Genomic DNA, 25404 nt, shown 5'->3' on the forward strand with positions numbered 1-25404 from the left:
CTGATCAGCCCTGCATCGGCCGGGTGCCGATCAGCTCACCGATCCGTTCCGGGGCCACCGCGCGGGAGTACAGCCAGCCCTGCCCGGTGTCGCAGCCGATCCTGCGCAGCCGTTCCGCCTGGCCGGCCGTCTCCACGCACTCCGCGGTGACGGTCAGGCCCAGCCGGTGCGCCAGCTGCACCATCGCCTCGACGATCGTCTCGTCGGCCGGGGACGGATGGGCGCCGTCGTCGTAGCGGAAGCCGCGCACGAAGGAGCCGTCCAGCTTCAGCACCGAGACCGGCAGCCGGCTCAGATAGGCGAGGTTGGAGTAGCCGGTACCGAAGTCGTCGATGGCGATCCGCACGCCCATCTCGCTGAGCGACCGGAGCGCCTGGATCGGCTGGCCCGCCGAGCCCATCACGGCGGACTCGGTCAGCTCCAGCTGGAGCAGCGAGGGATCGAGGCCGGTCTCGGCGAGGATCTCCGCGACATCGGTGACCAGGTCGGAGTCCCAGACCTGGCGTACGGCGACGTTGACGCTGATGAACAGCGGCGGGTCGGTGGGGTGCTCCAACTGCCAGCGCCGGGCCTGGCGGCAGGCGGACTGGAGAACCCACCGGCCGAGTTGGACGATCGAGCCGTCCTCCTCGGCGATCGCGACGAACCGATTCGGCGACAGCATGCCGAACTGGGGATGGTTCCAGCGGACCAGGGCCTCCACCCCGCGCACGACTCCGTCGGCCATGCCGACCAGCGGCTGGTACTCGATGGTGAACTCGCCCCGCTCCACGGCGGGCCGCAGGGTCGACGAGAGCGTCTGCCGGGTCATCCGGTGGGCGTTGCGCTCAGGGTCGAAGACCGTCCAGCGGGCCTTGCCGTCCGCCTTCGCCCAGTACAGCGTGGTGTCGGCGGCCTGCATCAGACCGGTGGCGGAGGTGCCGGCCACGGCCCGCTCCACGACCCCGATCGAGGCGGAGACGGAGAGCCGGTGCCCGGCCAGGTCGAAGGGCTGCTGGAGCGCGGCGAGGACCGAGCGGGCCAGATCGGTGAGCTGCTGCGTGCCGGCCGAGTCCTCGACCAGGATCGCGAACTCGTCGCCGCCCAGCCGCGCCACGAGATGGGCGCCGTCACGGTGCGGGCCGTCCTGGGCGGCGCAGTCGGTGAGCCGCGCGGCGACGGCGGCGAGCAGCCGGTCGCCGATCCGGTGGCCCATCGTGTCGTTGACTGCCTTGAAGCCGTCCAGGTCCAGGTAGCAGAGCCCGACCCGGGCGCGGCCGGGGGAGCCGTCGTCGTACGGCGGGGTCTCCAGGACGGCCGAGAGCCGTTCGAAGAAGAGCGTCCGGTTGGGCAGCCGGGTCACCGGGTCGTGCATCTGGAGGTGGCGCAGTCGTTTCTGCAGCTCGCGCCGGTCGCTGATGTCCGAGACGGAGAGCAGCACCCGGCCGGGCCCGGCGCCGTCGCCCGCGCCGGCCTCCCGCTCGGGCATCGGTACGACGGTGACCTCGGCCCACAGCGCGCGCCCGTCCGGATGCTTGAGCCGGCGGGTGCAGCGGAACCGTGAGCGCCGCCCGTGCAGCACCTCGCGGTACGCGTGCCAGGTGCGGCCGTCCGCCGCGAGATCGAGCAGATCGGCGGCGGACTGGTTGGCCAGTGTCGCGGCGGAGCGGCCGAGGAGGCCGCCGAGGGCCTCGTTGGCGGTGACGACCAGGCCCTCGTGATCGACGACGGCCATCGGCAGCGTGGCGGCCAGGAACGCGGCCCGGTAGCCGTGCGGCTCGGATCCGCCGGCCCCGGCGGGAGGCCACGGAGCGTGACGTTCCGTGGTCGGCGGTCCTGCGGAATACCGGGGTGTGCCCGCCGTGGGCCCGCGCCCTTCGGAGGTTCCGCTCACCGTTCGCTCCCGCCGTGCAGTTCTGTCCTGAACAGGTGTGGCCGGACTGGCCCGCCGCGCGGAGCGCCTGGGTCGGAGGCGGAAACCACGCGGGAAAGCCTGGTGAAGCATAGAGGCTGGTACGTCGGCCGTTCCAGCGTCCGACCCTTGCATGCCCCGAGAGCGCCCCGCATGGGCCATTCACGCGCGGTTCCGATTTGCCCGTAACGGATCACTTCTGAGCGATTGCGTTTCCCTGTAATGCCTAGGTGATCGATTGTTACTTTCCGTGAGGGTAAGGGCTCCGGTCGGCCGCTGACTCGACCGGGCCAGCTCAACAGGACGAAAGCCTCGAACCATCACAGGGTGAGTGGGTGACCGTAGCTCGCACCCGGAGGTGGATGTGCCGCGTCAGCGCAGGACCGGGGGAGTGGAGAGACCGAGCCTGCGCGGTGTGGCCGCCGCTGTGACCTCCCTCCTGGCGCTCGCCGCCACCTCTCTCGTGGCCGGGCCCGCCGTGGCCGCCACCGGAGAGGCGGGGCCCTGCGCCCTGCCCCGGACCGATGCGCACCACTCGCTCGGCGTCAGCGACTGGAACGGCGCCTACCCCCGGCCCGACCACTCCCTCGACGCGGTCATGATCTTCCTCTCCTTCCCGGACCACCGCCCCGCCGCCACCCCCGCCGAGCTCACCGCCGACTACTTCCCCGCCACCACCCAGTTCTTCCAGCGCGCCTCGTACGGGAAGTTCACCCTGCGCCCGCACCCGATGCGGCAGTGGACGCGGATGCCCAAGACGTCCGACCAGTACGGCATACGGCGGGACTGGGACAACGAGCGACGCAGCTCCTATCTGCGCGACGCCATCGCCGCAGCCGATCCGAAGGTCGACTTCTCCCGGTACGACATCGTCTATCTGGTCGCCGACCCGGACGCCCCGGGCGTCGACTCCGACGCCACCAAGGTCGTCAACTTCGACCAGCCGCTGCACGCCGACGGCACGGAGATCCGCCGCGTCGTCACCGTCTTCGAACAGCACCCGCCGGACCACAATGTGCTGGCCCACGAGACCGGGCACGTCTTCGACCTGCCGGACCTCTACCACCGGCCGGCCGACGGCAAGGGCGACTGGGACACCTACGTCGGTGACTGGGACGTGATGGGCAGCCAGTTCGGACTCGCGCCGGACTTCTTCGGCTGGCACAAGTGGAAACTGGGCTGGCTGGACCGCCGGCAGGTGATCTGCGTCCAGAGCAGCCGGGACATCACCCTGGAACCGATGGCCGCCGCGCCCGCACCCGGCGCTTCCCTCGGCACCCGGCTCGCGGTGATCAGGACCGGCGAGGGCAGCGCAGTGGTCATCGAGGCCCGCAGCGCCACGGGCAACGACAGCACGACCTGCACCGAGGGGATCCTGCTCTACCGGGTGCGCAACGAAACGCCGTCCGGCGGCGGCCCGGTCGAGGTCATCGACACCCACCCCCGCAGCGACGCCTGCTGGGACCGCTCGGTCTACGCGCCGCTCGCGGACGCCCCGCTGCGGGTCGGCGAGACGTACAGCATCCCCGACGCGCACACGAAGGTCGAGGTCGCCGACCGCACCCCGTCGGGCGCCTGGACGGTCCGGATCACCACCGGCACGTGAGGCGTCCCACGAGCCCGAACACGAAGAAGCCCCCCGCTTCCGCGAGGGGCTTCTCCCGTCTGTGCGCCGCCAGGGACTCGAACCCCGGACCCGCTGATTAAGAGTCAGCTGCTCTAACCAACTGAGCTAGCGGCGCCTGCTGACGTCGTAGACATTAGCATCCGGATCGGCGGGAGGAAAAATCGAATTCCTGGCCGCCGGCGGGGCCACCGGCGAGGGTGTCGACCTGGTCACCCGGACACAGGCCCAGAGCAGCACATCGGGGCCCGGCAACCAGGGGCTGCGGGTGTCGGGGGCGACCAGCCAGCGGGGGCCGGGCGTGGTGGAGGTGCAGGTCAGGGGCGGGACGGTCACCGCGTCCCCGGTGCCGTGGCAGAGCAGCGGCGGCACCTTGCCATCGCCCCCGCCCTCGCCCTCGTCGTCGTGCCCCCGCGGGCCCATGACGGCCCGCGGCTGGGGCGCGCCGCCCCACTCCTCCCAGTCGAGCAGCGAGGGGAGCCGCTGGGCGGTGCCGGGCGAGGCGAACAACAGCATCCGGCCGCGGTGCGTGGCCACCGGCCCGGAGCCGGGGCCGTCGGACCACAGGTGCTCCAGCATCCGGCGCCCGAAGAGGGTGGGCACGTTCACCACGTCGAAGGCCGACCCGCACGGCAGCACCCCGGGCGAGGAGGGATGGGCCTCCCACTGGGCCAGAGTGGAGCGGGGATACGCGGTGGCACCGGCCAGCCAGGCGGCACCGGCCGCCGTGACGTGTGCCGTCTGGTTCGCGGCCTGGTTCCGCAGAACGGTGAAGGCGTCGGCGCGGTGGTGGGAGGCGTCGCCGTGGTGCAGGGACGAGTTGTCGGGCAGCCATGCGGTCATACGGGCATGTCTACCGGGAGTGATCGAGTGGATTCCAAGAGTTGCCGGAAATTGGGACAGGCCGGGGTGAGGAGGAGTATCTTGCGCTCGGGCATATGCCAGTGGTTCTACCCGGGGTCAGGACCGCGCCCTCGGGGCCGGGCCGTCAGGGCGTGGAACCGCCCAGCAGGCTCCGGCCGAACTCGACCATCTTCTTGGCGTAGTCCTCGGTCCACTCCGCACGCCGCGCGATGTCCGCGGTCGTGAGCCGGTCGAACCGGCGCGGATCGGCGAGCTGGGCGGCGGCGATCGCCTGGAACTCGACCGCGCGGTCGGTCGCGGCCCGGAACGCCACGGTCAGCTCGGTGGCGCGGGACAGCAGCTCCCTCGGATCGTCCATCGACTCCAGATCGAAGAAGTGCTCGGGATCGGCGACGGCCGCCGACGGCTCGAAGAGCAGGGGTGCGGGGCGCAGCCGCTGCCGCTCGTTCCGCTCGGGTTGTGGCATGTGGTGTTTCCTCCTCGGGTCGGCCCGATGGCCACCCTCCATTGTCCAACGTCCCGCAAGAGGGCCCGGCATCCGGCCGTGCGCCCCGGCTCGTGAACCCGTGGGTCACGAGCCGGGGCGGCGGTCACGGGCGCCAGGCCACCCGGTGTTCGGCCAGGTGCGCCAGCACCGAATGGTTCGCCTCCCAGCCGTCCGGGGCTGCGACCGTTGGCCGCCTCCGGCGGCGTGCCGGACTCCGTCCGGCGGTCACGGGCGCCAGGCCACCCGGTGTTCGTTCAGGTGTGCCAGCACCGAATGGTTCGCCTCCCAGCCATCCGGGAACTTCACCGTGACGCCCAGCTGGACCGGCTCCGTGGACGGGTGCTCGTCCAGCAGCTCGGTGACGCCCGCCCGGCACACCACGATGCAGGCGTGCCGGTGGCGCGAGGCCAGCACGCAGAGCCGACCCGTCTCCAGGTGGAATGCGGTGGCGTCCGGGCGGCCGGAGAGCGGGTGCAGGACCACCGTCACATCGAACTCGCGGCCCTGGAGCCGGTTGGCCGTGTCCACCGCGACGCCGCTCACACCCAGCTCGGCGAGCGCAGCCCGTACCGCCGCGGCCTGGTCGCGGTGGGCGGTGCCGACCGCGATCCGGTCCGCCGTCACCGGCACCGGGTCCGGCGAGCGCTCGCTGGTCGCCGCGCCGCCCCGGTCCAGCAGCCGGCGGACCACCAGGGCCACCGCGCGTACCGCCTCCGGGTCGGTGCGCGGGGCGTGCCGGGCCGGGAGCTCCAGCAGGCCCCAGCCGGACTCCGCCGCCTCGTCCAGCACCCGGTCCGGGGCCGAGCCGTCGGAGGCCACGCCGAACGACAGCCGCCGGTCGCCGTGGTCCGTACCGCTGCGGAACGGGGTGTACGGGTAGAACGCGTTCGAGACCAGCGGCGCGGCGGACGCGGGCAGCCGCCACGACACCGGCAGCCGGTGCTGCGGCAGTTGGGGATTGTGCGCGAGCAGCGTGGAGACGGCGCTCGCGGACGGGTCGTACGAGAGCCCCGCCCACTGGTCCGCGCCGACGATCGAGAACGGGTCCAACTGGCCCGGGTCGCCCACGAACAGCGCCCGCTCGAAGAGCCCCGCGACGGCCAGCAGCGCGTCCGAACGCATCTGGTACGCCTCGTCCACGATCGCGTGGCCCCACGGCTCGACGTTCTTCACATGCGCCCACTTCGCGGCCGTCGAGATGACCACGTCGAGCCCGGCCAGATCGGAGGCCTTCGCCGACTTCCGCACGTTGGCCAGGCCGTCCAGCACCTTGTCGTACGGGTCCGTGTCGTTGCTGTGCAACCGGCCGACCGGCAGCCCCGGGTCCTTCTCGGCCAGCCGCACCACCAGGTCGTCGACCTGGGCGTTGGTCTGCGCGACCACCATCAACGGATGCCCGGCCGCCGCGAGTTCGAGCGCGGCGCGCACCACGAGCGTCGACTTCCCCGCGCCCGGCGGGGAGTCCACCACGATCCCGCGCGACGTACCGCCCAGGGTGTCGGCGAGGATCGCGTCGGTCGCCCGCGCGGCCTGGGCGCCCGGGTCGAATACGGCCGTCACAACAGGTCCTCCGCGGTCACGGGATCGGGGCTCTCGGCATGCCCGGCAGCGGAACCCGGCGGGCCGCCGTGCGTCCAGGGCGTCTCCTCCGGGTCCGGCAGCTTCGGGCCGCCGCGCTGATCGTGCTCGAAGAGCGTCCAGGCGATCCGGTCACCCGGCTCCGGCACCGAACCCGGGGCGGGCTCCTTGCCGCGGCCCATCCGGTCGAGGATCCGCAGCACCAGCGGGGGCGCGCCCCCGTCCTCCGGCTCGGCGTACGCCACGAACTCGGCGGTCTGCGGCTTGCCGTCCAACGAGCGGTACACCTTGGTGCGCTCGCCGAGATGCGGGTACTCGTCCGTACGGACCGTCACCAGCGGGCGCGGGGAGGGGCGCTTCGACTCGCTGTACGCCATCTCCACCTCCGCCACCTCGGAGACGAACGCCTCACCGGCCAGCCGCCGGCCGGCCAGCACCAGCGGATCGTCCAGCGCCTCCTGGGCCTCCAGCTGGGCCTGCGCCGTCTCGCGCGAGGCCAGCTTCTGCGCCGCCGTCACCGCGTCGTCCCGGCGCGGCTGCGGCGGCTCGCCCGAGCGCACCCGGTCCCGGTGACCGGTGAACGACCAGCGGTCCCTGGTCCAGCGGTCCTCGGACCTGGCCCCCTCGGGGAGTTCCCGCAGCAGGTCGAGCCCGCGCCACACCGCGTCCCACGTCGGCCGCATCACGCCGGCCAGCAGCGCCCTGATCTCCCGCTCGGCGGCGGTCAGCTCGCCGAGCCGGGCATCGGCCGCCAGACCGTCCTCGGCGGCCGCGAGCGAGGTGCGCGCCCGGTCGTACTTCTCGATGGCGGGCGCCAGCAGCCGGTTGTCGAACGCCGGGTCCGTGGCCGGACCGGCCGGCGGGCACAGCAGCTGTCCGCCGCCGTCCCGCTCCAGCTCCGCACGGAGCGCCGCCGCGGCCCCCGACTCGCCCGCCGGGGCGTCGATCCAGGCCAGCAGCGCGCCCAGATGCTGATCCTCCAGGCTGCTCTGCCCGGTCGCCCAGTGCCGGTTCAGCAGATCGGTCGCGGCGAGCAGCAGCGAGGAGCCGGGCACCCTGGCCCGCTCCCCGTAGTGCGTCAGCCAGCGGCCCAGCAGCGGGACCCGGGCCGGGGCGGGGTACGGGGTGTCGGGATCGTCCTCGGTGGTGCGGCGGAACCGCATCGAGCGGCCCAGCAGCCGTACGAACTCGATGCCGGCCCGGCTCGGCACGACCAGCTGCGGCGCGTCCGCGCACAGCTCGACCTCGACCTTGACCTTCTTCCCGGTCTCCGGATCGGTCTCGTTGCGCTCGGCCGGCTCGACGACGTCCTCGTACGCCTCGATGTGCGGCAGCACCGCCTCGGCCAGCTCGGCGAGGAACGCGAACCGCAGATCCCGGTCGCGCGGCTGCGAGACCGCCAGCAGCCGGGGCGCCTGACGGTCCGTCCCGACGAGCGCGCCCAGCGGGGCGCCCGCCTCGCCGGCCGTGGTCAGCGGGACCAGGACCAGCGGCCGGTCGGTGAGATGGCGGTGCCGGACCGTCGCCATCGGCTGGGCCCGGGCGCTCTCCACCGCCTCCAGCCGGGCCAGGGTGCTGATCAGCGACATGCCGGACCGCCCGTCAGCGCCTCGGCGCGCAGGGCCGCCGCGCGGCGCAGCGCCGCGACCGTCGGGTCCGCCGGGTCGCCCTCCTTGCCCGCGGCGGCCGCGAGCACCTCGCCCACCGTGGTCAGCCCGCCGAGCTCACCGCGCACACTCCGCCCCAGCGCCTCCACCGCACCGGCCTCGCGCGCCTTCGCCCGGCAGTGGAAGGCCAGCTCGCAGGCGGCCAGGCACTCCGGGGCGTACGCCGCGCCGACCGCTTCGACCGCGGCGTCGAGCTGCTGCCGGGGGCACTCGGGGTCGAAGGTGGTGCCCTCGGGCAGGGCCGCCGCGATGTCCTCGATCCGGGTCAGCCGGGTGAGCTGGCGGCGGGTGACCGCGCGCTGCTTGCGCACGTCGACGACCGAGGCGGTGGGCAGGTTGGAGAAGTCCTTCGGGCAGACCAGCAGCACCCGGTGGTCGACCTCGGCGCCCTCGGTCAGCGCCGCGATCCGCTCCAGCGCCAGCACGTAGACGGCGGACTGCCGGGCCGCAGCGCCGACCTTCGCCGCGTCGGCCGAGCCGTCGATCATGGGGAAGGACTTGATCTCGACGACCGTCCACGTGCCGTCGGGGTGCACCGCCACCGCGTCCGGCTCCAGATAGGCGGGGGAGCCCGCCACCTCCAGGGCCAGCATCGGGTGGTCCAGCAGCGCCCAGCCGCCCGCCGCGGTCGCCTCCCGCAGAGCGAGCGCCGTACGCGCGGCGCGGCCCTCGGGGCCCGCCGCCGTCAGATCGGGCACCGAGACCTCGCCCGGCGCCGCGCCGGGGCCGCCGAGGCGTTCGAGCAGCAGCCGCATCAGCTCCGTACCGCCGTCGGCCTTGACCCTGGCCTCGAAGGCGTTGCCCCGGACGAAGGCGAACTGCGACTGCCCGAAGGGGGCCGGCGAACCGAGCGCCGAGGCCAGCGCGGCCTTGTCCACCCCGGCGCCGTCCAGCAGGGCGCGGCGCCGGCAGCCGGGGTTGGCGGCGAGGGCGGCCAGCGCGCGGGCGTCCAGCGGACGCGGTGGGACGGTCGGTCCCCGCAGCTCAGCGAGCCGCTGCCGGAGCGTCGTCGCCGGCCGCTCCCGCTCCTGCGCGGGCGCCGGGATCGGTCCGGGGTGCGCGACCGGCCGAGGCGTCTGCGTCGGCCGATGCCGCGGCATCGGGGGAGTCTGCGGAGGTGGTCCGCTGGCCAGGGATTCGCTCACCCGCGGAAGTCTTGCATCCGGCACTGACAATCGGGGACTCCGCGACCGGGGCGACCCGCGGGAAGCGGGCCTGGACCCGGTCCTTGATCCGGTCCGCGAGCCGCATCACTGGCCGCGCCAGCAGGGCGCCGACGCCCATCACGGCGGCGCCCGCGACCGCGTCGAGGAGGTAGTGGTTGGCCGTGCCCATCACTATGAAAGTGGTGATCAGGGGGTAGGCGACGCCCGCGGCCCGGACGTACGGGTTCTTGCTGTGGCGCCACAGCAGGATGCCGCACCAGAGCGCCCAGCCGACGTGCAGGCTCGGCATCGCCGCGTACTGGTTGGTCATCCCGCCCATGCCGCGCGGGGCGCTGGCCTCCGCGCCCCACCAGCCGTACGAGCTGTACTGCGCCATCGTGTCGACGAAGCCGTACCGGGCCTCCAGCAGCCGGGGCGGGCAGGTCGGCAGCAGCGTGAAGCCGATCAGGCCGAACAGCGTGGAGGCCATCAGCCAGGTGCGGGCCCGGCGGTACACCTCCTGGCGGCGGCGGAAGAGCCAGACCAGGACGGCGGGGGTGACGAGGTAGTGCAGGGACGCGTACGCGAAGTCGGCGGGTATGCCTATCGAGGGGTGCGCGGTGAACAGCCGGTTGAGCGGATGTTCGAGGTTGATGTGGAGCGTCTGCTCCAGGCGCAGGATGCTCAGGCCGTGGTCGATGGCGGTGGACACGTCACCGCGCGCCACCAGCCGTCCCGCCGAGTAGAGCCCGTACACCAGGGCGAGCAGTGGCAGTTCGGTCCACCAGCGAAGCCTCGGGCGCGGCACGGGTGCGGTGCTGGCATGCTGCATCCGGAAGCTCTCCATCATGTGTTCATGCGACCGACGGCGGGCGTTCAACCGTACGGCGTGGGTCGGTCGGGGTTCCCCGGGGGTCCGTTCCGGAGCCCCGTGCGCGTTGGACCGGCCGGTAATTGAGCCATGGCTCAGTTGCCGGCCGGTCCAAACATTTGTCCGCGCAGAGTGGGACGTCGGCCGGGCCCCGGAGGTTGCCTCGCGATCATGTGCGAGATGATGGGAAAACCGGATGATCCGCCGCGTCCCGATCTCCGGCCTCAGACCTCAGTCCAGGGAGAGCCGTCATGGCACCGCGTATCCTGCTCGCCCGCCACGGCCAGACGGAATGGTCCGTCAGGGGCAATCACACCGGCAGGACGGACATTCCGCTGCTCGACACCGGCCGTGCGGGGGCCAAGCTCCTCGGCGAGCGGCTGCGGCGCGGTCCGTGGGCGGACCTGCCGGGCCTGGAGGTGCGCACCAGCCCGCTGGTACGGGCCAGGGAGACCTGCGAGATCGCGGGATTCGCGGACCGGGCCGAGTTGTGGGACGCGCTCATGGAGTGGGACTACGGGGCGTACGAGGGGATGACCCCGGCCGAGATCAAGGCGATCCGCCCGGACTGGTTCATCTGGCGTGACGGGGTGCCGGAGGGGGAGACCCTGGCCGAGCTGTCCGCCCGCGCCGACGAGATCGTGGACTGGGCCCGCTCGGCCGACCGCGATGTGCTGGTCTTCGCCCACGGCCACATCCTGCGGGCGCTGGGAGCGCGGTGGCTCGGCGAGGACGTGTCGTTCGCGGCGCGGATCCGGCTCGACCCGACGTCGCTGTCGGTGCTGGGATGGGCGTACGGGGCACCCGCGATCGAGCGCTGGAACGACACCGGCCACCTGGACGGCTGAAGCCTATGGGGCGGCGGCCTCCGCCACCTCCGCGTACCGCTCCAGGAACTCCCGTACCTCCGCCACGCCGCGCTGCGGCACCAGCACACCCGCGGCCTGGGCCAGCATCGCCCGGATGCGGGTCGACCGGACGCGGTCCAGCAGGTCCAGCACCTGATGGCCCGCCGCCGCAGCCTCCGCGGCCCGGCCCGCCCGCGCGAGGTCCCAGGTCAGCTCGGCCCGGTACAGCGCCAGGTTCCGGGTGAAGTGCGGGTCCTGGAGCCGGGTGGCCCGCAGCGCGTGCCCGGCCGCCCGGGACCAGTCGCCCAGCGCCGACCAGCACTGCGCCTGGAGCATCTCCAGCTCCGCCTCCCGGAAGAACGTCATCCACTCCGGATCGGCGTCGCGGGGTCCGCGCCCGAACGCGGTGTGCGCCCGGCCGATCGCCCGCTCGCAGCCCGTACGGTCCCCGAGCCCCGCCCGGCCCCCCGCCTCGCGCAGCGCGAGCAGCGCCAGCAGCCGGGGCGAGCCCAGCGCCTGCGCCGCCCGCTGCCCGGCCTCCGCCGCGCGCACGGACTCGCGGGGCCGACCGGTGTCCCGGGCCAGGAACGACGTGTTGCAGAACGCGTGCGCCTCCAGCGCCGCGTCACCGGCCACCCGCGCCGTGGCGAGGGCCTCCGCGTAGTGCGAGCGGGCGTCCTCGTACCGGCCCGAGTCATGGGCCAGCCAGCCCACCGAGATGGCCAGTTCGCCCGCTCCGGCATGCAGCCGGTCGGCGGTGGAGCGCTTGGTGGCCGTCCCGGAGTCGAGCAACGCGTACGCCGCCCGCAGCGGCCGGGACGCCCTGCGGTACAGGCCGTCGCCGCCGTGCCGGTCGTCGAGCAGCCGGATCTGCCGCACCGCCTTCTCGACGGCGCCGACCTCTCTCTCGCCGACCCGGCGCGGGTCGGGCAGGACGGCGGCAGCGGCGGACGTGCCGCCCGGGCCCAGGCCCAGGGTCGCGGCCGCCATCGTGGTGGTGCCGCTCGTCATGAATACGCGACGCAGCACGTCGCTCTCCTCGTCGGTGTCGCTGTGGAGCGCAGGGGGCGGTGGGGATTCGGCGGTGGCCCGCGCCGCCCGGCCGCGCACGGTTTCGCGCGGCGAGAAGCCCAGGTCCGCCAGGGTCCTCCCGGGGTACATGTGCAGGAAGACCCGTTCGTACGCGTAGTTCGGGCAGCGGATCTCCCCGGACTCCACGCGTCCGATGTACCGGGCGTCGCACGCGACCTGCTCGCCGATCTCACGGGCGGACCTGCGTACCGCGGCAGCGAACTCCCCGGCGGAGCGCTGTCCGCGCAGCCGCCGGAAGGCGAGGTTGGGAACTGCCCCTGTCGACACCATGGACCGGAACCTCTCTTCCGCAGCCGGGGTTCCTGCTTCCGGTGTCCCCGGCGGAGCAAGAACGTACCCGCTGTGACGGGCCGCACATAGAGCGTTTACGGGCAAAGCCGGGCATCTCGCCCACGATCCGCCATGAACTGCCACCCTTTGCGGCGGCGTGGCACCGTAGCCCTTGACGCGGTCGGCGCGTTGGTCCATGCGGAGACGGAAACCGACTCCGCCCGGCGATGAGAGGAGAGGTCCCTTGTTGCATCCCGGCACGGAGACCGACGCACGGACGACTGCGACGCCCCCGGCCGCGACGGGTGCCGCGGCACCCGCGTCCGCGGAGGGCCACGGGGCCGAGCCCTGCGACCTGGTGACCGTCCCGGCCCGCCAGGGCCTGGAGGCCGTGGACATCCTGCGCCGGGACGCCGAGCGGGACATCGGCCCGGTCCTGCACGACGGCACCTGCGACACCCTCGGCTTCCTGGTGCCGCCGGGGACCGCCGAGGGGTGGGACGTACCGGGCAGCGCCTGTACGCAGACCGCCGGCCGCGGGCTGCGCATCCCCGCCGAGCCGCCGGTCACCGGCAGCGGCTGGCTGCTGCCGCCCGAGGGCGACGCCCCGGTCACCGACCCGGCCGTGCTGCGGGCCGCACTCGACCAGGCGGCCCGGCTGATCGAGGCGGCCGACAGCTGCCGCTGACCGCAGGCTCACCGGCCGCGTGCCCAGGAGCTGACCCCCGGTCCGCCTGGTCCAGCGATCATGCGCTGACCACCGGTCCACCGGCCGCGCACCCATAATGGGCAGGTGGGCGGGTTTCCCCGGCACGGCCGGTTCCGTACCGGTCCGGAGCGAAGAGCAGTGAGCAGGCACGAGCAGCGGTGGCACGTCGAGGAGCGTCGGGCGGGGGTGCGGGCGCCCGTAAGCGGGCCGACCGCAAGGACGACGGCAGGACCGGGAGCAGGACCGAACGCGGTACCGGGCGAGCCGGGCGCAGGACGGAGCCCCTCGCCGAACCGGTGGACGGCTCCCTCGCCGAACTGGTGCCCGACCGGGAGCGGCCGCACGCCTGGACGCTGACGCTGGACGGCGCCCCGCAGTCCCATGTGGACCTCGACGACCCCACGTTCCTGTCCTTCGAGTACCAGCGCAGGATCGGCCACATCGCCGATCTCGTCGCACCCCCCGGACAGCCCCTGCACGTGGTGCACCTGGGCGGCGGCGCCTTCACGCTCGCCCGCTACATCGCCGCGACCCGGCCCCGGTCCACCCAGCAGGTCATCGAGGTGGACGCCGCCCTCGTCCAACTGGTCCGCCGGGAACTGCCGCTGGACCCGCAGGCCAGGATCCGGGTCAGGGCCACCGACGCCCGCGCCGGGCTCGGGAAGATCCAGGACGGCTGGGCGGATCTCGTCATCGCCGACGTCTTCAGCGGGGCCCGCACCCCCGCACACCTCACCAGCACCGAATTCCTCGCCGAGGTCCGCCGGGTCCTGAAGCCCGGCGGGAGCTACGTCGCCAACCTCGCGGACGGGCCGCCGCTGACCCATCTGCGGGGCCAGATCGCCACCGCGGCCACGGTCTTCCCGGAACTGGCACTGGCCGCCGACCCGACCGTGTGGCGCGGCCGCCGCTTCGGCAACGCCGTGCTGCTCGCCTCGGACCTGCCGCTGAAGGTCGCGGAGCTGACCCGCCGGGTGGCGACCGATCCGCATCCCGGACGCGTCGAACACGGGCGGGCGCTGGCCGACTTCACCGGCGGCGCGGCCGCGGTGAGCGACGCGGACGCCAAGCCGTCCCCGGCGCCGCCGCCCTCGGCCTTCGGCTGAACCCGCACATCCTGCCCCATCGGGACGCCCGTTGTCCCGGTTCCCCCGCAGGCGGTATCGCCGCGCCCCGGATGCCGTACGGTGCCGCCCATGGCAAGTGTGCTCGTGGTCGAGGACGACCAGTTCGTACGTTCCGCCCTCATCCGGCACCTGACCGAGGCGTCCCATACGGTGCGCAGCGTGGGCACCGCGCTCGAAGCCCTGCGCGAGGTCGCCCACTTCCGCTTCGACATGGTCGTCCTCGACCTCGGCCTGCCCGACCTCGACGGCGCCGAGGCGCTGAAGATGCTCCGGGGCATCACCGACGTGCCGGTGATCGTCGCCACCGCGCGGGACGACGAGAGCGAGATCGTCCGGCTGCTCAACGACGGCGCGGACGACTACCTCACCAAGCCGTTCTCGGTGGAGCACCTGTCCGCACGGATGGCCGCCGTGCTGCGCCGCTCGCGCGCCGCCGGGGGCGAGGCACCGCTGCCGAGCGTCATCCGGGTCGGCGGGCTCGCCATGGATCCGCTGCGCCGCCAGGCCGAACTGGACGGCACCGCACTCGACCTGACGCGCCGTGAGTTCGACCTGCTCGCCTTCCTCGCGGGCCGGCCCGGGGTCGTCGTGCCCCGCAAGGAACTCCTGGCCCAGGTCTGGCAGCAGTCCTACGGCGACGACCAGACCATCGACGTCCATCTCTCCTGGCTGCGCCGGAAGCTGGGGGAGACGGCCGCCCGGCCGCGCTATCTGCACACCCTGCGCGGCGTCGGCGTGAAGCTTGAGCCACCCGCTCCGGAGCGGCCCGCATGAGATGGGCCATTCGACCCAAGAGCCCCCGTTCCCACCCCGCGAACCCGCCGGGCAGGACTCACTCCCGCTCACCACGACTCGCTCCAGCTCACCGGGCCGACAGCAGCTCACAACCCCGCCCGCGCGTTCCGCCACGCACGCAGACCGTCCACCCCCGCCCGCGCGTTCCGGCCGGCCCCCGTCCCCCCACCCCCGGCCGGGACGCGCGCCCCTGTCCGCCCGTCAGGCGGCCCGGTTCACCGCCGACAGCACCGCCAGGATCGAGGCCGTGAGGACGGAGGTGTCCTGGCCCGCACCCCAGCACACCTCTTCGCCCACCCGGCACTCCACGTACGCCATCGCCGGGCTGCCCTGCCCCGCACCCGTCGCGTGCTCCGTGAAGTCGAGGATGTCCACCTCGATGCCCGCGGCGGCCAGCGCACGGGTGAACGCCGACACCGGGCCATTGCCCGTGCCCTCGTAGTCGCCCTCCCGGTCGTCCACCCGCAGCGAGCAGATGAACCGGTGCTCACCGGCCGGGTTCCGGTCCGTCGACCAGGAGGTCAGGGCGACGTTCCCGTCGCGCCCGGGGGCCAGGTACGCCGCGTCGAACAGCTCCCACAGATCCTTCGGGGTGGCCTCCAGGCCGCTGTCGTCGGTCGCGGCCTGCACCGTGCGGGAGAAGTCGGCGCGCAGCCGGGCCGGCAGGTCCACCCCGTAGTTGCTCCGCAGCAGATGGGCGATGCCGCCCTTCCCGGACTGGCTGTTGACCCGGATGACCGCCTCGTACGTACGCCCCACATCCGCCGGGTCGATCGGCAGGTACGGCACCGACCACAGCTCGGAGCCACTGCTCGCGCGGTGGGCGAAGCCCTTGCTGATGGCGTCCTGATGGGTGCCGGAGAACGCCGTGTACACGAGATCGCCGCCGTAGGGGTGGCGAGGCGGCACCGGCAGCCGGTTGCAGTACTCGACCGTGCGGCGGATCTCGTCGATGTCTGAGAAGTCGACCATCGGGTCGACGCCCTGGGCGTGCAGATTGAGGGCCAGGTTGACCAGGTCGACATTGCCGGTGCGCTCCCCGTTGCCGAACAGGCAGCCCTCCACCCGCTGCGCGCCCGCCAGTACGGCGAGTTCGGCGCAGGCGGTGCCGGTGCCGCGGTCGTTGTGCGGATGGACGGAGAGGATCACCGAGTCGCGCCGGTCCAGATGGCGGTGCATGTACTCGATCTGGTCCGCGTACACGTTCGGCGTCGCGATCTCCACCGTGGCGGGCAGGTTGTGGATGACCGGCCGGTCCGGGGAGGCGTCCCACAGGGCGGTGAGGCTGTTGCAGATCTCCAGGATGAAATCCGGCTCGGTGAGGATGAACACCTCGGGCGAGAACTCGAACCTGATGTCCGCCCCGGGCCGTGCCCGCGCCAGCCGCTCCATCCGCCGCGCGGACTCCAGCACCGTGGAGTGCACCTCGGCCCTGCTGCGGCCGAGCACCACGTCGCGCCAGACGGGTGCGGTCGGGATGTACAGATGGACGACCGCGCGGGCCATCCCGACGATGGACTCGAAGGTCCGCTCGATCAGTTCCGGTTTGGCCGGGGTGAAGACGACCACGGTGACGTCGTCCGGCACCGCGTCGCCCTCGGCCAGGTGCCGGACGAAGTCGAAGTCGGTGCGGCTCGCGGAGGGATAGCCGATCTCGATCTCCTTGAAGCCCATCGCGACGAGCAGATCGAACATCCGGCGCTTGCGCGGCGTGTCCATGGGCTCGGCCAGCGCCTGGTTGCCGTCGCGCAGGTCCACCGGCACCCAGAGCGGGGCGCGTTCGATACGGGCCTGCGGCCAGGTGCGGCCGGTCAGCGGGACCTCGACGCGGTCGAAGGCCGAGCGGTAGCGATGGGAGGGCATGGAGCTCGCCCGCTGCGGATTCCAGCGGGGGGCGTCGGCGGGCACGGGCCCGCGCGGGGTGCAGATCGTGGGGAAGCCGTGCATCGGTGACTGACGGTCGGACATGAGGACGGTCTCTTCTCGCATCGCCGGACGCGACCGGCGCAGCACGGCATCCCGCGGCGGGGTGCCGGTCGCTTCAGGCCCCGCCGCGGCAGCCGAGAAGAAGGAGACCGCTGAGCGTCATGGCCGGTAGAGTAGCCAGAAAGCAAGTCCTCAGACAACCTGACAGGTGAACCCGTGTCCTCGCTCGGTCCGCTCCGCCCCAGCCCCCTGGTCGAACAGGCCACGAACCATCTGCGCGAGCAGATCACCGAGGGGCACTGGCCGGTCGGCACGCGGATTCCCGGCGAGACGACCCTGGCCAGGACACTCGGCGTGGGCCGCTCCACGGTCCGCGAGGCGGTACGCACGCTGGCCACGCTCGGGCTGCTCCGGTCCCGGCAGGGCGCGGGAGTCTTCGTCGTGGCCGACCGGGTGACGGAGGACTGGCCGGCGCGGCTGCGCCGGGCCGCGGTCACCGATGTGTACGAGGTGCGCATGCTGATCGAGGTCCAGGCCGCCCGGCTGGCCGCGAGCCGCCGCACGGACGAGGACCTGATCGCCCTCGACGCGGCGCTCACCGCACGGCGGGCGGCCGGGGCCGGGGGAGACGCGGGGTTCGTCGACGCGGACATCGCGCTGCACCGGGCCGTGGTGGCCGCCGCGCACAATCCCGTACTCACCGACCTCTTCGGCGAGTTCGCGCCCGCGCTGCGGCAGGGGCTGATCGACCTCGTGGAGCTGTTCGGCCTGCGCCGCGAGGACCCGGACCACGGCGACGCCGTCCATGACGCGCTGGTGCGGGCCGTGGTGGCCGGGGACGCGGAATCGGCGGGCCGGGCCGCGCAGACGGAACTCGAATCCACGCTGGCCCGGCTGCGGGAGGCGTAGGGAGGGCCGACTCCAAAGGGAGAAGGCGGACGTGCCCGCGGCCGCCCCGCCGCGTGGCGCCCCGTTCACCTTCCGGCGGGCGGGCCGGTGTGAACCACGGATGACGGGAACCGCTGCCGGCGGCGGGCGCGGATGCGGGGTCCGGGGCGGCCGGAGTGCGGTGCGTCCTGCCCTCCACGCCGCCGACCTGCGCATTCCCCGGGCGGCATGAAATTCCGGGCAGCGCATGCGGGTTGTGGCAAGCCCTCGGCAGGACACGGTCCCGTGACTTGCCGGACACGCTCGGGCAACGGAAGCGTCTTCAACTCTTGACACCCACCCCTCCGAGGCAGGAACCTTCCGACATCGACGCATGGGAGCGCTCCCACGCCGGACGGCCCTCCCGCCCGACCGGCACCGCGCGCCCTCCCCCCTCACTCGGAAGACATCCGGAACACATCCGGTACGCCCCGCCCAGGAACACCCCGCCCAGGAACACCTCCCCCGGACGTCACCCCGGAACGTCCCACCCCGGAACAAGGAGCAGTGGAATGCGCATCACCCGCACCGTCACCGGCCGGAGCCGCAGAGCCGCGGTCCTGGCCACCACGGGCCTGACGGCCTCGGCCCTGTTGCTGACCGGCTGCAGCAGCGACTCGGACCAGTCGGGCAGCACCGGCCCCGACGCGAACGGGAACATCACGCTGACCGTCGCCGACTTCGGGCAGTTCGGCTACAAGGAGGCCGGACTCTTCGCCAAGTACCACGAACTGCACCCGAACATCACGGTCAAGGAGAACGTCACCGCCGACGAGCAGGTCTACTACCCGAAGTTCCTTCAGCAGCTCAACACGGGCAGCGGGCTGGCCGACATCCAGGGCATCGAGGTCGGCCGGGTGAAGGAACTCGTCGACACCAAGGCGGACGCCTTCGCCGACCTGGCCGGGGTCATCGACGCCGGCCAGTGGGTCAACTGGAAGGCGCTGCAGGCCACCACCGACGACGGCAAGGTCATCGGAGCGGGCACCGACATCGGTCCGATGTCGCTCTGCTACCGCCGGGACCTGTTCGAGCAGGCCGGGCTCCCGGCCGACCGCGAGGAGGTCGCCGCCAAGGTCGCCGGAGGCTGGGACGACTACCTCAAGCTCGGCGAGGAGTACAGGAAGAAGGCCCCCAAGGGCACCTTCTACATGGACTCCGCCAGCGCCATGTACAACAGCGTGGTCTCCTCCAACGAGGAGCAGTACTACGCCAAGGACGGCAAGGCGATCTACAAGGACAGCGCCGGCGTCAAGGCGGGCTGGAACCTCGCCGCCGAGGCCGCCGCGAAGGATCTGACCGCCGGCCTGGCCCAGTTCCAGGACCCGTGGAAGGCCGCACTGCGCAAGGGCACGGTCGCCACGGTCGCCTGCCCCGCGTGGATGGCCGCGCAGATCGCCACGTACGCCGGTGACGAGTTCAAGGGCAAGTGGGACATCGCCCGCACCCCGGGCGAGACCGCGGCCAACTGGGGCGGCTCCTTCCTCGCCGTGCCCGCCAAGGGAAAGAACGTCGAGGAGGCGCAGAAGCTAGTCAAGTGGCTGACCGCCCCCGAGCAGCAGGCCGCCGTGTTCAAGGCCGTCGGTGTCTTCCCGTCCAACAAGGGCGCCTACGAGCTCCCCGAGGTGAAGAGCGCCAAGCTCGCGTACTTCAACAACGCCCCCATCGGTGAGATCTACGCCGCGGAGGCCCAGGTCATCCCCGCGGCCGTGCTGGGCCCGAAGGACGGCATCATCAAGGACAGCATCTCCACCCAGATCAACAACATGGAGCAGCGGGGCACCGCGCCGGACGACGCCTGGAAGGCCGCCACGGAGGCCATCGACAAGGTGATCGGCTGAGCTCCCCATCGATGCGGGCGGCCGGGACCCCACCTTCGCGTCCCGGCCCACCCGCACCGGGGCCGTTCTTCCTTGCCGGCCCCGCGCACGGACCCCGACACCACCGCCGGACCTGACCAGAACTCCGGCCTGCCCCTGCGGTGTCGGCACACCCCAGGGAAGGACTCCCACCTGTGGCAACCTCGATCCCCGCCCGGGGCGCACCCGGCTCGAAGCCGGGCCGTCGCGTCCCGAAGCCCATGTCCCCCGGCCGCCAGGCATGGCGCAGCCGGCTGTGGCGATTCGACGACAAGGCGTCCCCCTACGCCTACATCGCCCCCTTCTTCCTCGTCTTCGGCGCCTTCGGGCTCTACCCCCTCCTCTACACCGGCTGGATCGCCCTGCACCGGGTGGAGATGATCAGCCTCGACCGGATGGAATGGGTCGGCTGGGAGAACTTCAGCAGGATCCTCCAGGACCCGGAGTTCTGGACGGCCGTCGGCAACACCTTCGTCATCGGTGTGATCTCCACCGTCCCGCAGCTGCTGGTGGCGCTGGGCCTGGCCCACCTGCTGAACTACAAGCTGCGCGCCAGCACCTTCTGGCGGACGGTGATCCTCACCCCGTACGCCACCTCCGTGGCCTCCGCCGCCCTGGTCTTCGCCCTCGTCTTCCGCGCCGACGGCGGCCTGCTGAACTGGGCCCTGGACTTCATCGGTCTCGGCGACACCAACTGGGCCAATGGCCACTGGTCGTCCAAGAGCGCCATCTCGGTCATCGTGATCTGGCGCTGGACCGGCTACAACGCCCTGATCTACCTGGCCGCGATGCAGGCCGTCCCGTCCGACCTCTACGAGGCCGCCTCGCTCGACGGCGCCTCGCGCTGGCAGCAGTTCCGCAACGTGACGATCCCGGCGCTGCGGCCCACGATCCTCTTCACGATCGTCATCTCGACCATCGGGTCGATGCAGCTGTTCGGCGAGCCGCTGCTCCTGGAGGGCGGCACCATCGGAGCGCAGGGGGGCAACGAGCACCAGTACGAGACGCTCAGCGTCTACCTCTACAACTACGGCTGGAAGCTCGGACACCTCGGTCCGGCCGCCGCGGTCGCCTGGGCCATGCTCGCCCTGCTGCTGCTCATTGCCGCGATCAACTGGCTCGTCGGGCGCTCCGTGCGCAAGACCTCGGCCTGACCGGGAGCGATATCCATGACCACGACCAGCACCGTCACCGCCCCGGACAGCCGCCGCGTGTCCAAGGCCGCCGCCCCCGGCACTCCTCCGCGGCGCGGCAGGTTCAAGCAGGGCGCGGGCCGCCAGCACCACGCCGGCCCCTTCGCCTACTTCGCCCTCGCCGTCGTCGGCATCGGCTCCCTCTTCCCGCTGTACTGGACGCTCGTCGCCGCGTCCCGTACCCAGGACGAGATACTGGACACCACCCCGCCGTTCGTCCCCGGCGGCAACCTGTTCAACAACCTCGAAGCGGCCTGGGAACAGGCCCACCTCGGCAAGGCCATCTGGAACACGCTCGTCGTCTCCGCGAGCATCACCGCGGCGACGCTCTTCTTCTGCACCCTGGCCGGCTACGCCTTCGCCAAGATGCGCTTCAGGGGCCGCGGCGCACTGATGACCGCGGTCGTCGCCACGCTCACGATCCCGCCCCAACTCAGCGTCGTACCACTGTTCATGATGATGTCCGACATCGGATGGGGCGGTCAGCTGGAGTCGGTGATCTTCCCGACGCTGGTGAGCGCGTTCGGAGTGTTCTTCATGCGGCAGTACCTCAGCGAGGCGCTGCCCTACGAACTCATCGAGGCGGGCAAGGTCGACGGAGCGAACAACCTCCGTGTCGTGTGGAGCATCGTGCTCCCCGTGGCCCGCCCGGCCATGATGGTGCTCGGCATGCTCACCTTCGTACAGGCGTGGAACGACTTCTTCTGGCCGTACCTCGCCCTGAACCAGGAGAACCCCACGCTCCAGGTGGCCCTCGGCCAGCTGAGCGCCTCCTACGTCCCCGACCAGAGCATCGTGATGGCGGGTGCGCTGATCAGCACCCTGCCGCTGCTCGTGGTCTTCGTGGTCTTCGGCAAGCGGATCGTCGGCGGGATCATGTCCGGCGCCGTCAAGGGCTGATACCGCCGCCGAGGGCCGATCCCGCTGCCGCCAAGGGCCGATGCAGCACCACCCCTTCCTCCCCACCCCTTCCTTCCCCCTGCCCATCCACCTTGGGAGCGCTCCCGCATGACTGCCGTACGACCCGCCACCGCCCCGAAGGCCGCACCCGAAGCGGCGGAATTCCCGACCGGCTTCGTCTGGGGGGCGGCCACCGCCGCCTACCAGGTCGAGGGCGCCGCGGCCGAGGACGGCCGGACCCCTTCCATCTGGGACACCTTCAGCCGCACCCCGGGCAAGGTTCGCAACGGCGACACCGGAGACATCGCCGCCGACCACTACCACCGCTACCGCGACGACGTGGCGCTGATGAAACGGCTCGGCCTGACGGCCTACCGCTTCTCCGTCTCCTGGCCCCGGGTGCAGCCCACCGGCCGCGGCCCCGCCGTCGAACGCGGCCTGGACTTCTACCGCAGGCTCGTCGACGAACTCCTCGAAGCGGGCATCGCACCCGTCGCCACCCTCTACCACTGGGACCTGCCCCAGGAGTTGGAGGACGCGGGCGGCTGGCCCGAGCGCGTGACCGCCGAACGCTTCGCCGACTACGCCGACATCATGGCCGGGGCCCTCGGCGACCGCGTCAGCACCTGGACCACCCTCAACGAGCCGTGGTGCTCGGCCTTCCTCGGCTACGGCTCCGGCGTGCACGCCCCCGGCCGCACCGAGCCCGCCGCCGCGCTGCGCGCCGCCCACCACCTCAACCTCGCCCACGGCCGGGCGACCGGGGTCCTGCGCGACCGCCTCCCCGCCACCGCGCGGATCTCGGTCACCCTCAACCTCCACCACGTCCGTCCGCTGACCGGCAGCGCCGCCGACGCGGACGCCGCCCGCAGGATCGACGCGGTGGGCAACCGGATCTTCACCGGCCCGATGCTGCACGGGGCGTACCCCGAGGACCTGATCGCCGACACCGAGCGCCTGGTCGACTGGTCGGAGCTGGTCCACGACGGCGACCCGGCGGTCATCTCCCGCCCCGTCGACGTCCTGGGAGTCAACTACTACACGCCGACGCTGGTCTCCACGCCCGCCGACGGCGCCGGCGACGCGCGCGACGACGGCCACGGCAACAGCGACCACTCCCCGTGGCCCGGCTCCGAACACGTCGCCTTCCACCTGGCCGAGGGCCGTGAGCGCACCGCCATGAACTGGGCGATCGACCCCGACGGGCTGTACGAGCTCCTCCTGGATGTGGCCCGGGACAACCCCGGCCTGCCACTGATGGTCACCGAGAACGGCGCCGCCTTCGACGACTACGTCTCGCCCGAGGGCAGGGTGGAGGACCCCGAGCGGATCGAGTACCTGCGCGGACACCTGGACGCCGTACGGCGGGCGATCGCCGCCGGGGCGGACGTACGCGGCTACTTCCTCTGGTCCCTGATGGACAACTTCGAGTGGGGCTACGGGTACTCCAAGCGCTTCGGCGCCGTCTACGTCGACTACGCCACCCAGCGCCGCATCCCCAAGGCGAGCGCCCACTGGTACGCCGACGTCATCCGCCGCCAGCGTAGGATGGGAGCGCTCCCAGAAGGGTGATGCGGAGCGGCGGCCCGTCCCGTACGGGCTGCCGGAGGCGCCGATACCAGGACTTGGCCAGGCCACCCGGCTGTGAGAAATTGACCGCGAACGGGAGGCAGCCATGACGGCAGCGCGAGTACGGAGCGGTGGCCGGCCCACGCTCGAAGAAGTCGCGGCACGGGCAGGGGTGGGGCGCGGCACGGCCTCGCGGGTCATCAACGGCTCACCACGGGTCAGCGCGCAGACCCGCGAGGCGGTGGAGGCGGCCGTCGCCGAGCTGGGCTACGTACCCAACCGCGCGGCCCGCGCGCTCGCCGCGAACCGCACGGACGCCATCGCCCTGGTGGTGCCCGAATCGGAGACCCGCTTCTTCGCCGAGCCGTACTTCTCCGACATCGTCCGCGGTGTCGGCGCGGCGCTCGCGGACACCGACATGCAGCTGCTGCTCACCCTCGTCGGCAGCGACCGCGAGCGCCGCCGGCTGGCCCAGTACCTGACCGCGCACCGCGTCGACGGTGTGCTGATGGTCTCCGTCCACGCCGACGACCCGCTGCCGGACCTGCTGGAGCAGCTCGGCATGCCGGCCGTGATGGGCGGCCGCAGGTCGGCCTCCGAAACGCTCGCCGCGGTCGACTCCGACAACTTCGGGGGCGCCCGAGCAGCGGTCGCCCATCTTGTGACCCGGGGGCGCCGCGCCATCGCCACGATCACCGGGCCCCGGGACGTCCACGGTGCGCAGCGCCGCCTCGACGGCTACCGCGCCGCGGTCCGGGAGGCCGGTCTCGAACCGGACGAGCGGCTGATCGCCCCCGCCGACTTCTCCGAGGAGGGCGGCGCACGGGCCATGCGCGAGCTGCTGGCCCGCCGACCCGACGTCGACGCGGTCTTCGCCGCCTCCGACGTCATGGCCGCGGGCGCCCGCCAGGTCCTGCGCGAGGCCGGCCGCCGCATCCCGGACGACGTGGCCCTCGTCGGCTTCGACGACTCGGCGGTGGCCCGCCACATGGACCCGGCCCTCACCAGCGTGCGCCAGCCGATCGAGGAGATGGGCCGCACGATGGCCCGTGTCCTGCTCAAGGAGATCGCGAGCGAGACCCAGGAACGCCCGCAGATCGTGCTCCCCACCGAACTGGTCGTCCGCGACTCCTCGTGACGGCCGTCACACGGCCGCCCGCGAGGGCGGCCGGGGTGGTGATCGAGGTGGCGGCTGAGGGGGACTCAGAAACGAGAAGGGCCCCGGTCCGAAGACCGGGGCCCTTCCCTTCAGGGTGAGTAACGGGACTCGAACCCGCGACATCCTGGACCACAACCAGGTGCTCTACCATCTGAGCTATACCCACCATGTCCGGTCTTTTTCTGACCGGCCGAGAAAAAGTGTACAGGGTCCGAGAGGGTGCTCGCGCCCCAGTTGTTCAGCCGCCGGCCCCAACCCCCGAAAGGGCTATGACCAGCGGCTTCACAAGGTCCTACGGTGCGGGCGGTGCGACGTGCGCCGCGATGGCCTTCGCACGCTCCGAGTCCGGGCCGGGCTGCGGCACGAAGACGGCCTCGCGGTAGTAGCGCAGCTCCGTGATGGAGTCACGGATGTCCGCGAGTGCCCGGTGGTTGCCGTTCTTGGCCGGACTGTTGAAGTACGCCCGCGGGTACCAGCGGCGCGCCAGCTCCTTGATGGAGGAGACATCGACGATCCGGTAGTGGAGGTAGCCCTCCAGGGCCGACATGTCCCGCGCCAGGAATCCGCGGTCGGTGGAGACCGAGTTCCCGCAGAGCGGGGCCTTGCCGGGCTCCTTCACGTGCTCGCGGACGTAGTTCAGTACCTGGGCCTCGGCGTCGGCCAGGGTGGTGCCCCCGGCCAGCTCGTCGAGGAGGCCCGAGGCGGTGTGCATCTGCCGCACCACCTCGGGCATGGTCTCCAGGGCCGCGTCCGGCGGGCGGATCACGATGTCCACCCCTTCACCGAGCACGTTCAGCTCCGAGTCGGTGACCAGTGCGGCCACCTCGATGAGTGCGTCTTCCGTCAACGAGAGCCCGGTCATCTCGCAGTCGATCCACACCATGCGATCGTTCATGGCCCCAC

The 25404-nt window shown here is 72.4% G+C and carries 21 protein-coding genes and 2 tRNA genes; 11 read left to right on the plus strand and 12 right to left on the minus strand.

The genetic code is table 11. The annotated features are described in order from the left end of the window. Positions 1-4: 4 nt before the first annotated feature. Positions 5-1873: a putative bifunctional diguanylate cyclase/phosphodiesterase gene (locus tag OG842_RS25105; protein WP_328512519.1), complete on the minus strand. Its 1869-nt coding sequence runs from the start codon at positions 1871-1873 to the stop codon at positions 5-7. Between the two features lie 409 nt (positions 1874-2282). Between OG842_RS25105 and OG842_RS25110 the strand changes: the two genes are divergently transcribed. Further along, on the plus strand, positions 2283-3497 hold the full coding sequence (locus tag OG842_RS25110; RefSeq protein WP_266732765.1) for a M6 family metalloprotease domain-containing protein: 1215 nt from the start codon (positions 2283-2285) through the stop codon (positions 3495-3497). A gap of 62 nt (positions 3498-3559) precedes the next feature. Here OG842_RS25110 and OG842_RS25115 read toward each other — a convergent pair. The 7 genes from OG842_RS25115 to OG842_RS25145 all read right to left on the minus strand — a co-directional run bounded on the left by OG842_RS25115 (position 3560) and on the right by OG842_RS25145 (position 10088). Then, a tRNA-Lys gene (locus OG842_RS25115) sits at positions 3560-3633 on the minus strand. Beyond that, positions 3624-4358 (minus strand): bifunctional DNA primase/polymerase, encoded by a 735-nt coding sequence (locus tag OG842_RS25120; protein WP_266732766.1) that lies wholly within the window; start codon positions 4356-4358, stop codon positions 3624-3626. The genes OG842_RS25115 and OG842_RS25120 overlap by 10 nt, the downstream gene beginning before the upstream one ends. A 145-nt stretch (positions 4359-4503) precedes the next feature. Further along, positions 4504-4845, minus strand: a complete 342-nt coding sequence (locus OG842_RS25125) for a hypothetical protein (RefSeq protein ID WP_266732767.1) — start codon at positions 4843-4845, stop codon at positions 4504-4506. A 246-nt stretch (positions 4846-5091) separates the two neighbouring features. After that, a complete protein-coding gene (locus OG842_RS25130; protein ID WP_328512520.1) occupies positions 5092-6426 on the minus strand; it encodes an AAA domain-containing protein in 1335 nt (444 codons plus the stop codon). Further along, a complete protein-coding gene (locus OG842_RS25135; protein WP_328512521.1) occupies positions 6423-8033 on the minus strand; it encodes a hypothetical protein in 1611 nt (536 codons plus the stop codon). Before OG842_RS25135 ends, OG842_RS25130 begins: the two co-directional genes overlap by 4 nt. Continuing rightward, positions 8024-9211 carry a hypothetical protein gene (locus tag OG842_RS25140; RefSeq protein ID WP_328512522.1) on the minus strand — a complete coding sequence of 396 codons (1188 nt, stop codon included), beginning with the start codon at positions 9209-9211 and terminating at the stop codon, positions 8024-8026. Before OG842_RS25140 ends, OG842_RS25135 begins: the two co-directional genes overlap by 10 nt. Continuing rightward, positions 9096-10088 (minus strand): phosphatase PAP2 family protein, encoded by a 993-nt coding sequence (locus OG842_RS25145; RefSeq protein WP_266732774.1) that lies wholly within the window; start codon positions 10086-10088, stop codon positions 9096-9098. The genes OG842_RS25140 and OG842_RS25145 overlap by 116 nt, the downstream gene beginning before the upstream one ends. 290 nt (positions 10089-10378) lie before the next feature. On the opposite strand from OG842_RS25145, the gene OG842_RS25150 reads away from it, so the two are divergent. Next, complete coding sequence (locus OG842_RS25150) at positions 10379-10975, plus strand: histidine phosphatase family protein (RefSeq protein ID WP_266732775.1); 597 nt, start codon at positions 10379-10381, stop codon at positions 10973-10975. 3 nt (positions 10976-10978) lie between these two features. Here OG842_RS25150 and OG842_RS25155 read toward each other — a convergent pair whose 3' ends face one another. Then, a complete protein-coding gene (locus tag OG842_RS25155; protein ID WP_266732776.1) occupies positions 10979-12337 on the minus strand; it encodes a tetratricopeptide repeat protein in 1359 nt (452 codons plus the stop codon). A 244-nt stretch (positions 12338-12581) separates the two neighbouring features. Between OG842_RS25155 and OG842_RS25160 the strand changes: the two genes are divergently transcribed. The 3 genes from OG842_RS25160 to OG842_RS25170 all read left to right on the plus strand — a co-directional run bounded on the left by OG842_RS25160 (position 12582) and on the right by OG842_RS25170 (position 14947). Further along, complete coding sequence (locus OG842_RS25160; RefSeq protein WP_266732777.1) at positions 12582-13025, plus strand: hypothetical protein; 444 nt, start codon at positions 12582-12584, stop codon at positions 13023-13025. Between the two features lie 179 nt (positions 13026-13204). Beyond that, entirely contained in the window at positions 13205-14152 is a 948-nt protein-coding gene (locus OG842_RS25165; protein ID WP_266732779.1) for a spermidine synthase, read from the plus strand. A gap of 90 nt (positions 14153-14242) precedes the next feature. Further along, positions 14243-14947, plus strand: a complete 705-nt coding sequence (locus OG842_RS25170; protein WP_328512523.1) for a response regulator transcription factor — start codon at positions 14243-14245, stop codon at positions 14945-14947. A 222-nt stretch (positions 14948-15169) separates the two neighbouring features. Here OG842_RS25170 and leuA read toward each other — a convergent pair whose 3' ends face one another. Further along, complete coding sequence (leuA, locus tag OG842_RS25175; protein WP_266732782.1) at positions 15170-16936, minus strand: 2-isopropylmalate synthase; 1767 nt, start codon at positions 16934-16936, stop codon at positions 15170-15172. 174 nt (positions 16937-17110) lie between these two features. On the opposite strand from leuA, the gene OG842_RS25180 reads away from it, so the two are divergent. From OG842_RS25180 to OG842_RS25205, 6 genes are all read left to right on the plus strand, one after another. After that, complete coding sequence (locus OG842_RS25180; protein WP_328512524.1) at positions 17111-17803, plus strand: FadR/GntR family transcriptional regulator; 693 nt, start codon at positions 17111-17113, stop codon at positions 17801-17803. A gap of 530 nt (positions 17804-18333) precedes the next feature. Continuing rightward, positions 18334-19662: an ABC transporter substrate-binding protein gene (locus OG842_RS25185; RefSeq protein WP_328512525.1), complete on the plus strand. Its 1329-nt coding sequence runs from the start codon at positions 18334-18336 to the stop codon at positions 19660-19662. A 173-nt stretch (positions 19663-19835) separates the two neighbouring features. After that, the gene (locus tag OG842_RS25190) at positions 19836-20834 is read left to right on the plus strand and encodes a carbohydrate ABC transporter permease (protein ID WP_401874168.1); all 999 of its coding nucleotides are present in this window, start codon (positions 19836-19838) and stop codon (positions 20832-20834) included. A gap of 15 nt (positions 20835-20849) precedes the next feature. Further along, entirely contained in the window at positions 20850-21773 is a 924-nt protein-coding gene (locus tag OG842_RS25195; RefSeq protein WP_328512526.1) for a carbohydrate ABC transporter permease, read from the plus strand. Between the two features lie 108 nt (positions 21774-21881). Next, a complete protein-coding gene (locus OG842_RS25200) occupies positions 21882-23345 on the plus strand; it encodes a GH1 family beta-glucosidase (protein ID WP_266732790.1) in 1464 nt (487 codons plus the stop codon). 103 nt (positions 23346-23448) lie between these two features. Continuing rightward, complete coding sequence (locus tag OG842_RS25205; RefSeq protein ID WP_266732791.1) at positions 23449-24480, plus strand: LacI family DNA-binding transcriptional regulator; 1032 nt, start codon at positions 23449-23451, stop codon at positions 24478-24480. A 114-nt stretch (positions 24481-24594) separates the two neighbouring features. Here OG842_RS25205 and OG842_RS25210 read toward each other — a convergent pair. Together OG842_RS25210 and orn are read right to left on the minus strand one after the other, a co-directional pair. Then, positions 24595-24667: transfer RNA gene (locus OG842_RS25210), tRNA-His, on the minus strand. A 126-nt stretch (positions 24668-24793) separates the two neighbouring features. Next, the gene (gene orn, locus OG842_RS25215; RefSeq protein WP_266732793.1) at positions 24794-25396 is read right to left on the minus strand and encodes an oligoribonuclease; all 603 of its coding nucleotides are present in this window, start codon (positions 25394-25396) and stop codon (positions 24794-24796) included. Positions 25397-25404 lie beyond the last annotated feature (8 nt).

The organism is Streptomyces sp. NBC_00376, assembly GCF_036077095.1.
Lineage (GTDB): Bacteria > Actinomycetota > Actinomycetes > Streptomycetales > Streptomycetaceae > Streptomyces.

What these genes read in the sequence shown, in the direction of transcription:
- OG842_RS25120 (WP_266732766.1), bottom strand. Translation starts at nt 4,358, where the DNA reads ATGACCGCATGGCTGCCCGACAACTCGTCCCTGCACCACGGCGACGCC.
- OG842_RS25125 (WP_266732767.1), bottom strand. Translation starts at nt 4,845, where the DNA reads ATGCCACAACCCGAGCGGAACGAGCGGCAGCGGCTGCGCCCCGCACCC.
- OG842_RS25135 (WP_328512521.1), bottom strand. Translation starts at nt 8,033, where the DNA reads ATGTCGCTGATCAGCACCCTGGCCCGGCTGGAGGCGGTGGAGAGCGCC.
- OG842_RS25140 (WP_328512522.1), bottom strand. Translation starts at nt 9,211, where the DNA reads ATGCCGCGGCATCGGCCGACGCAGACGCCTCGGCCGGTCGCGCACCCC.
- OG842_RS25145 (WP_266732774.1), bottom strand. Translation starts at nt 10,088, where the DNA reads ATGCAGCATGCCAGCACCGCACCCGTGCCGCGCCCGAGGCTTCGCTGG.
- OG842_RS25150 (WP_266732775.1), top strand. Translation starts at nt 10,379, where the DNA reads ATGGCACCGCGTATCCTGCTCGCCCGCCACGGCCAGACGGAATGGTCC.
- OG842_RS25155 (WP_266732776.1), bottom strand. Translation starts at nt 12,337, where the DNA reads ATGGTGTCGACAGGGGCAGTTCCCAACCTCGCCTTCCGGCGGCTGCGC.
- OG842_RS25170 (WP_328512523.1), top strand. Translation starts at nt 14,243, where the DNA reads ATGGCAAGTGTGCTCGTGGTCGAGGACGACCAGTTCGTACGTTCCGCC.
- leuA (WP_266732782.1), bottom strand. Translation starts at nt 16,936, where the DNA reads ATGTCCGACCGTCAGTCACCGATGCACGGCTTCCCCACGATCTGCACC.
- OG842_RS25185 (WP_328512525.1), top strand. Translation starts at nt 18,334, where the DNA reads ATGCGCATCACCCGCACCGTCACCGGCCGGAGCCGCAGAGCCGCGGTC.
- OG842_RS25195 (WP_328512526.1), top strand. Translation starts at nt 20,850, where the DNA reads ATGACCACGACCAGCACCGTCACCGCCCCGGACAGCCGCCGCGTGTCC.
- OG842_RS25200 (WP_266732790.1), top strand. Translation starts at nt 21,882, where the DNA reads ATGACTGCCGTACGACCCGCCACCGCCCCGAAGGCCGCACCCGAAGCG.
- OG842_RS25205 (WP_266732791.1), top strand. Translation starts at nt 23,449, where the DNA reads ATGACGGCAGCGCGAGTACGGAGCGGTGGCCGGCCCACGCTCGAAGAA.
- orn (WP_266732793.1), bottom strand. Translation starts at nt 25,396, where the DNA reads ATGAACGATCGCATGGTGTGGATCGACTGCGAGATGACCGGGCTCTCG.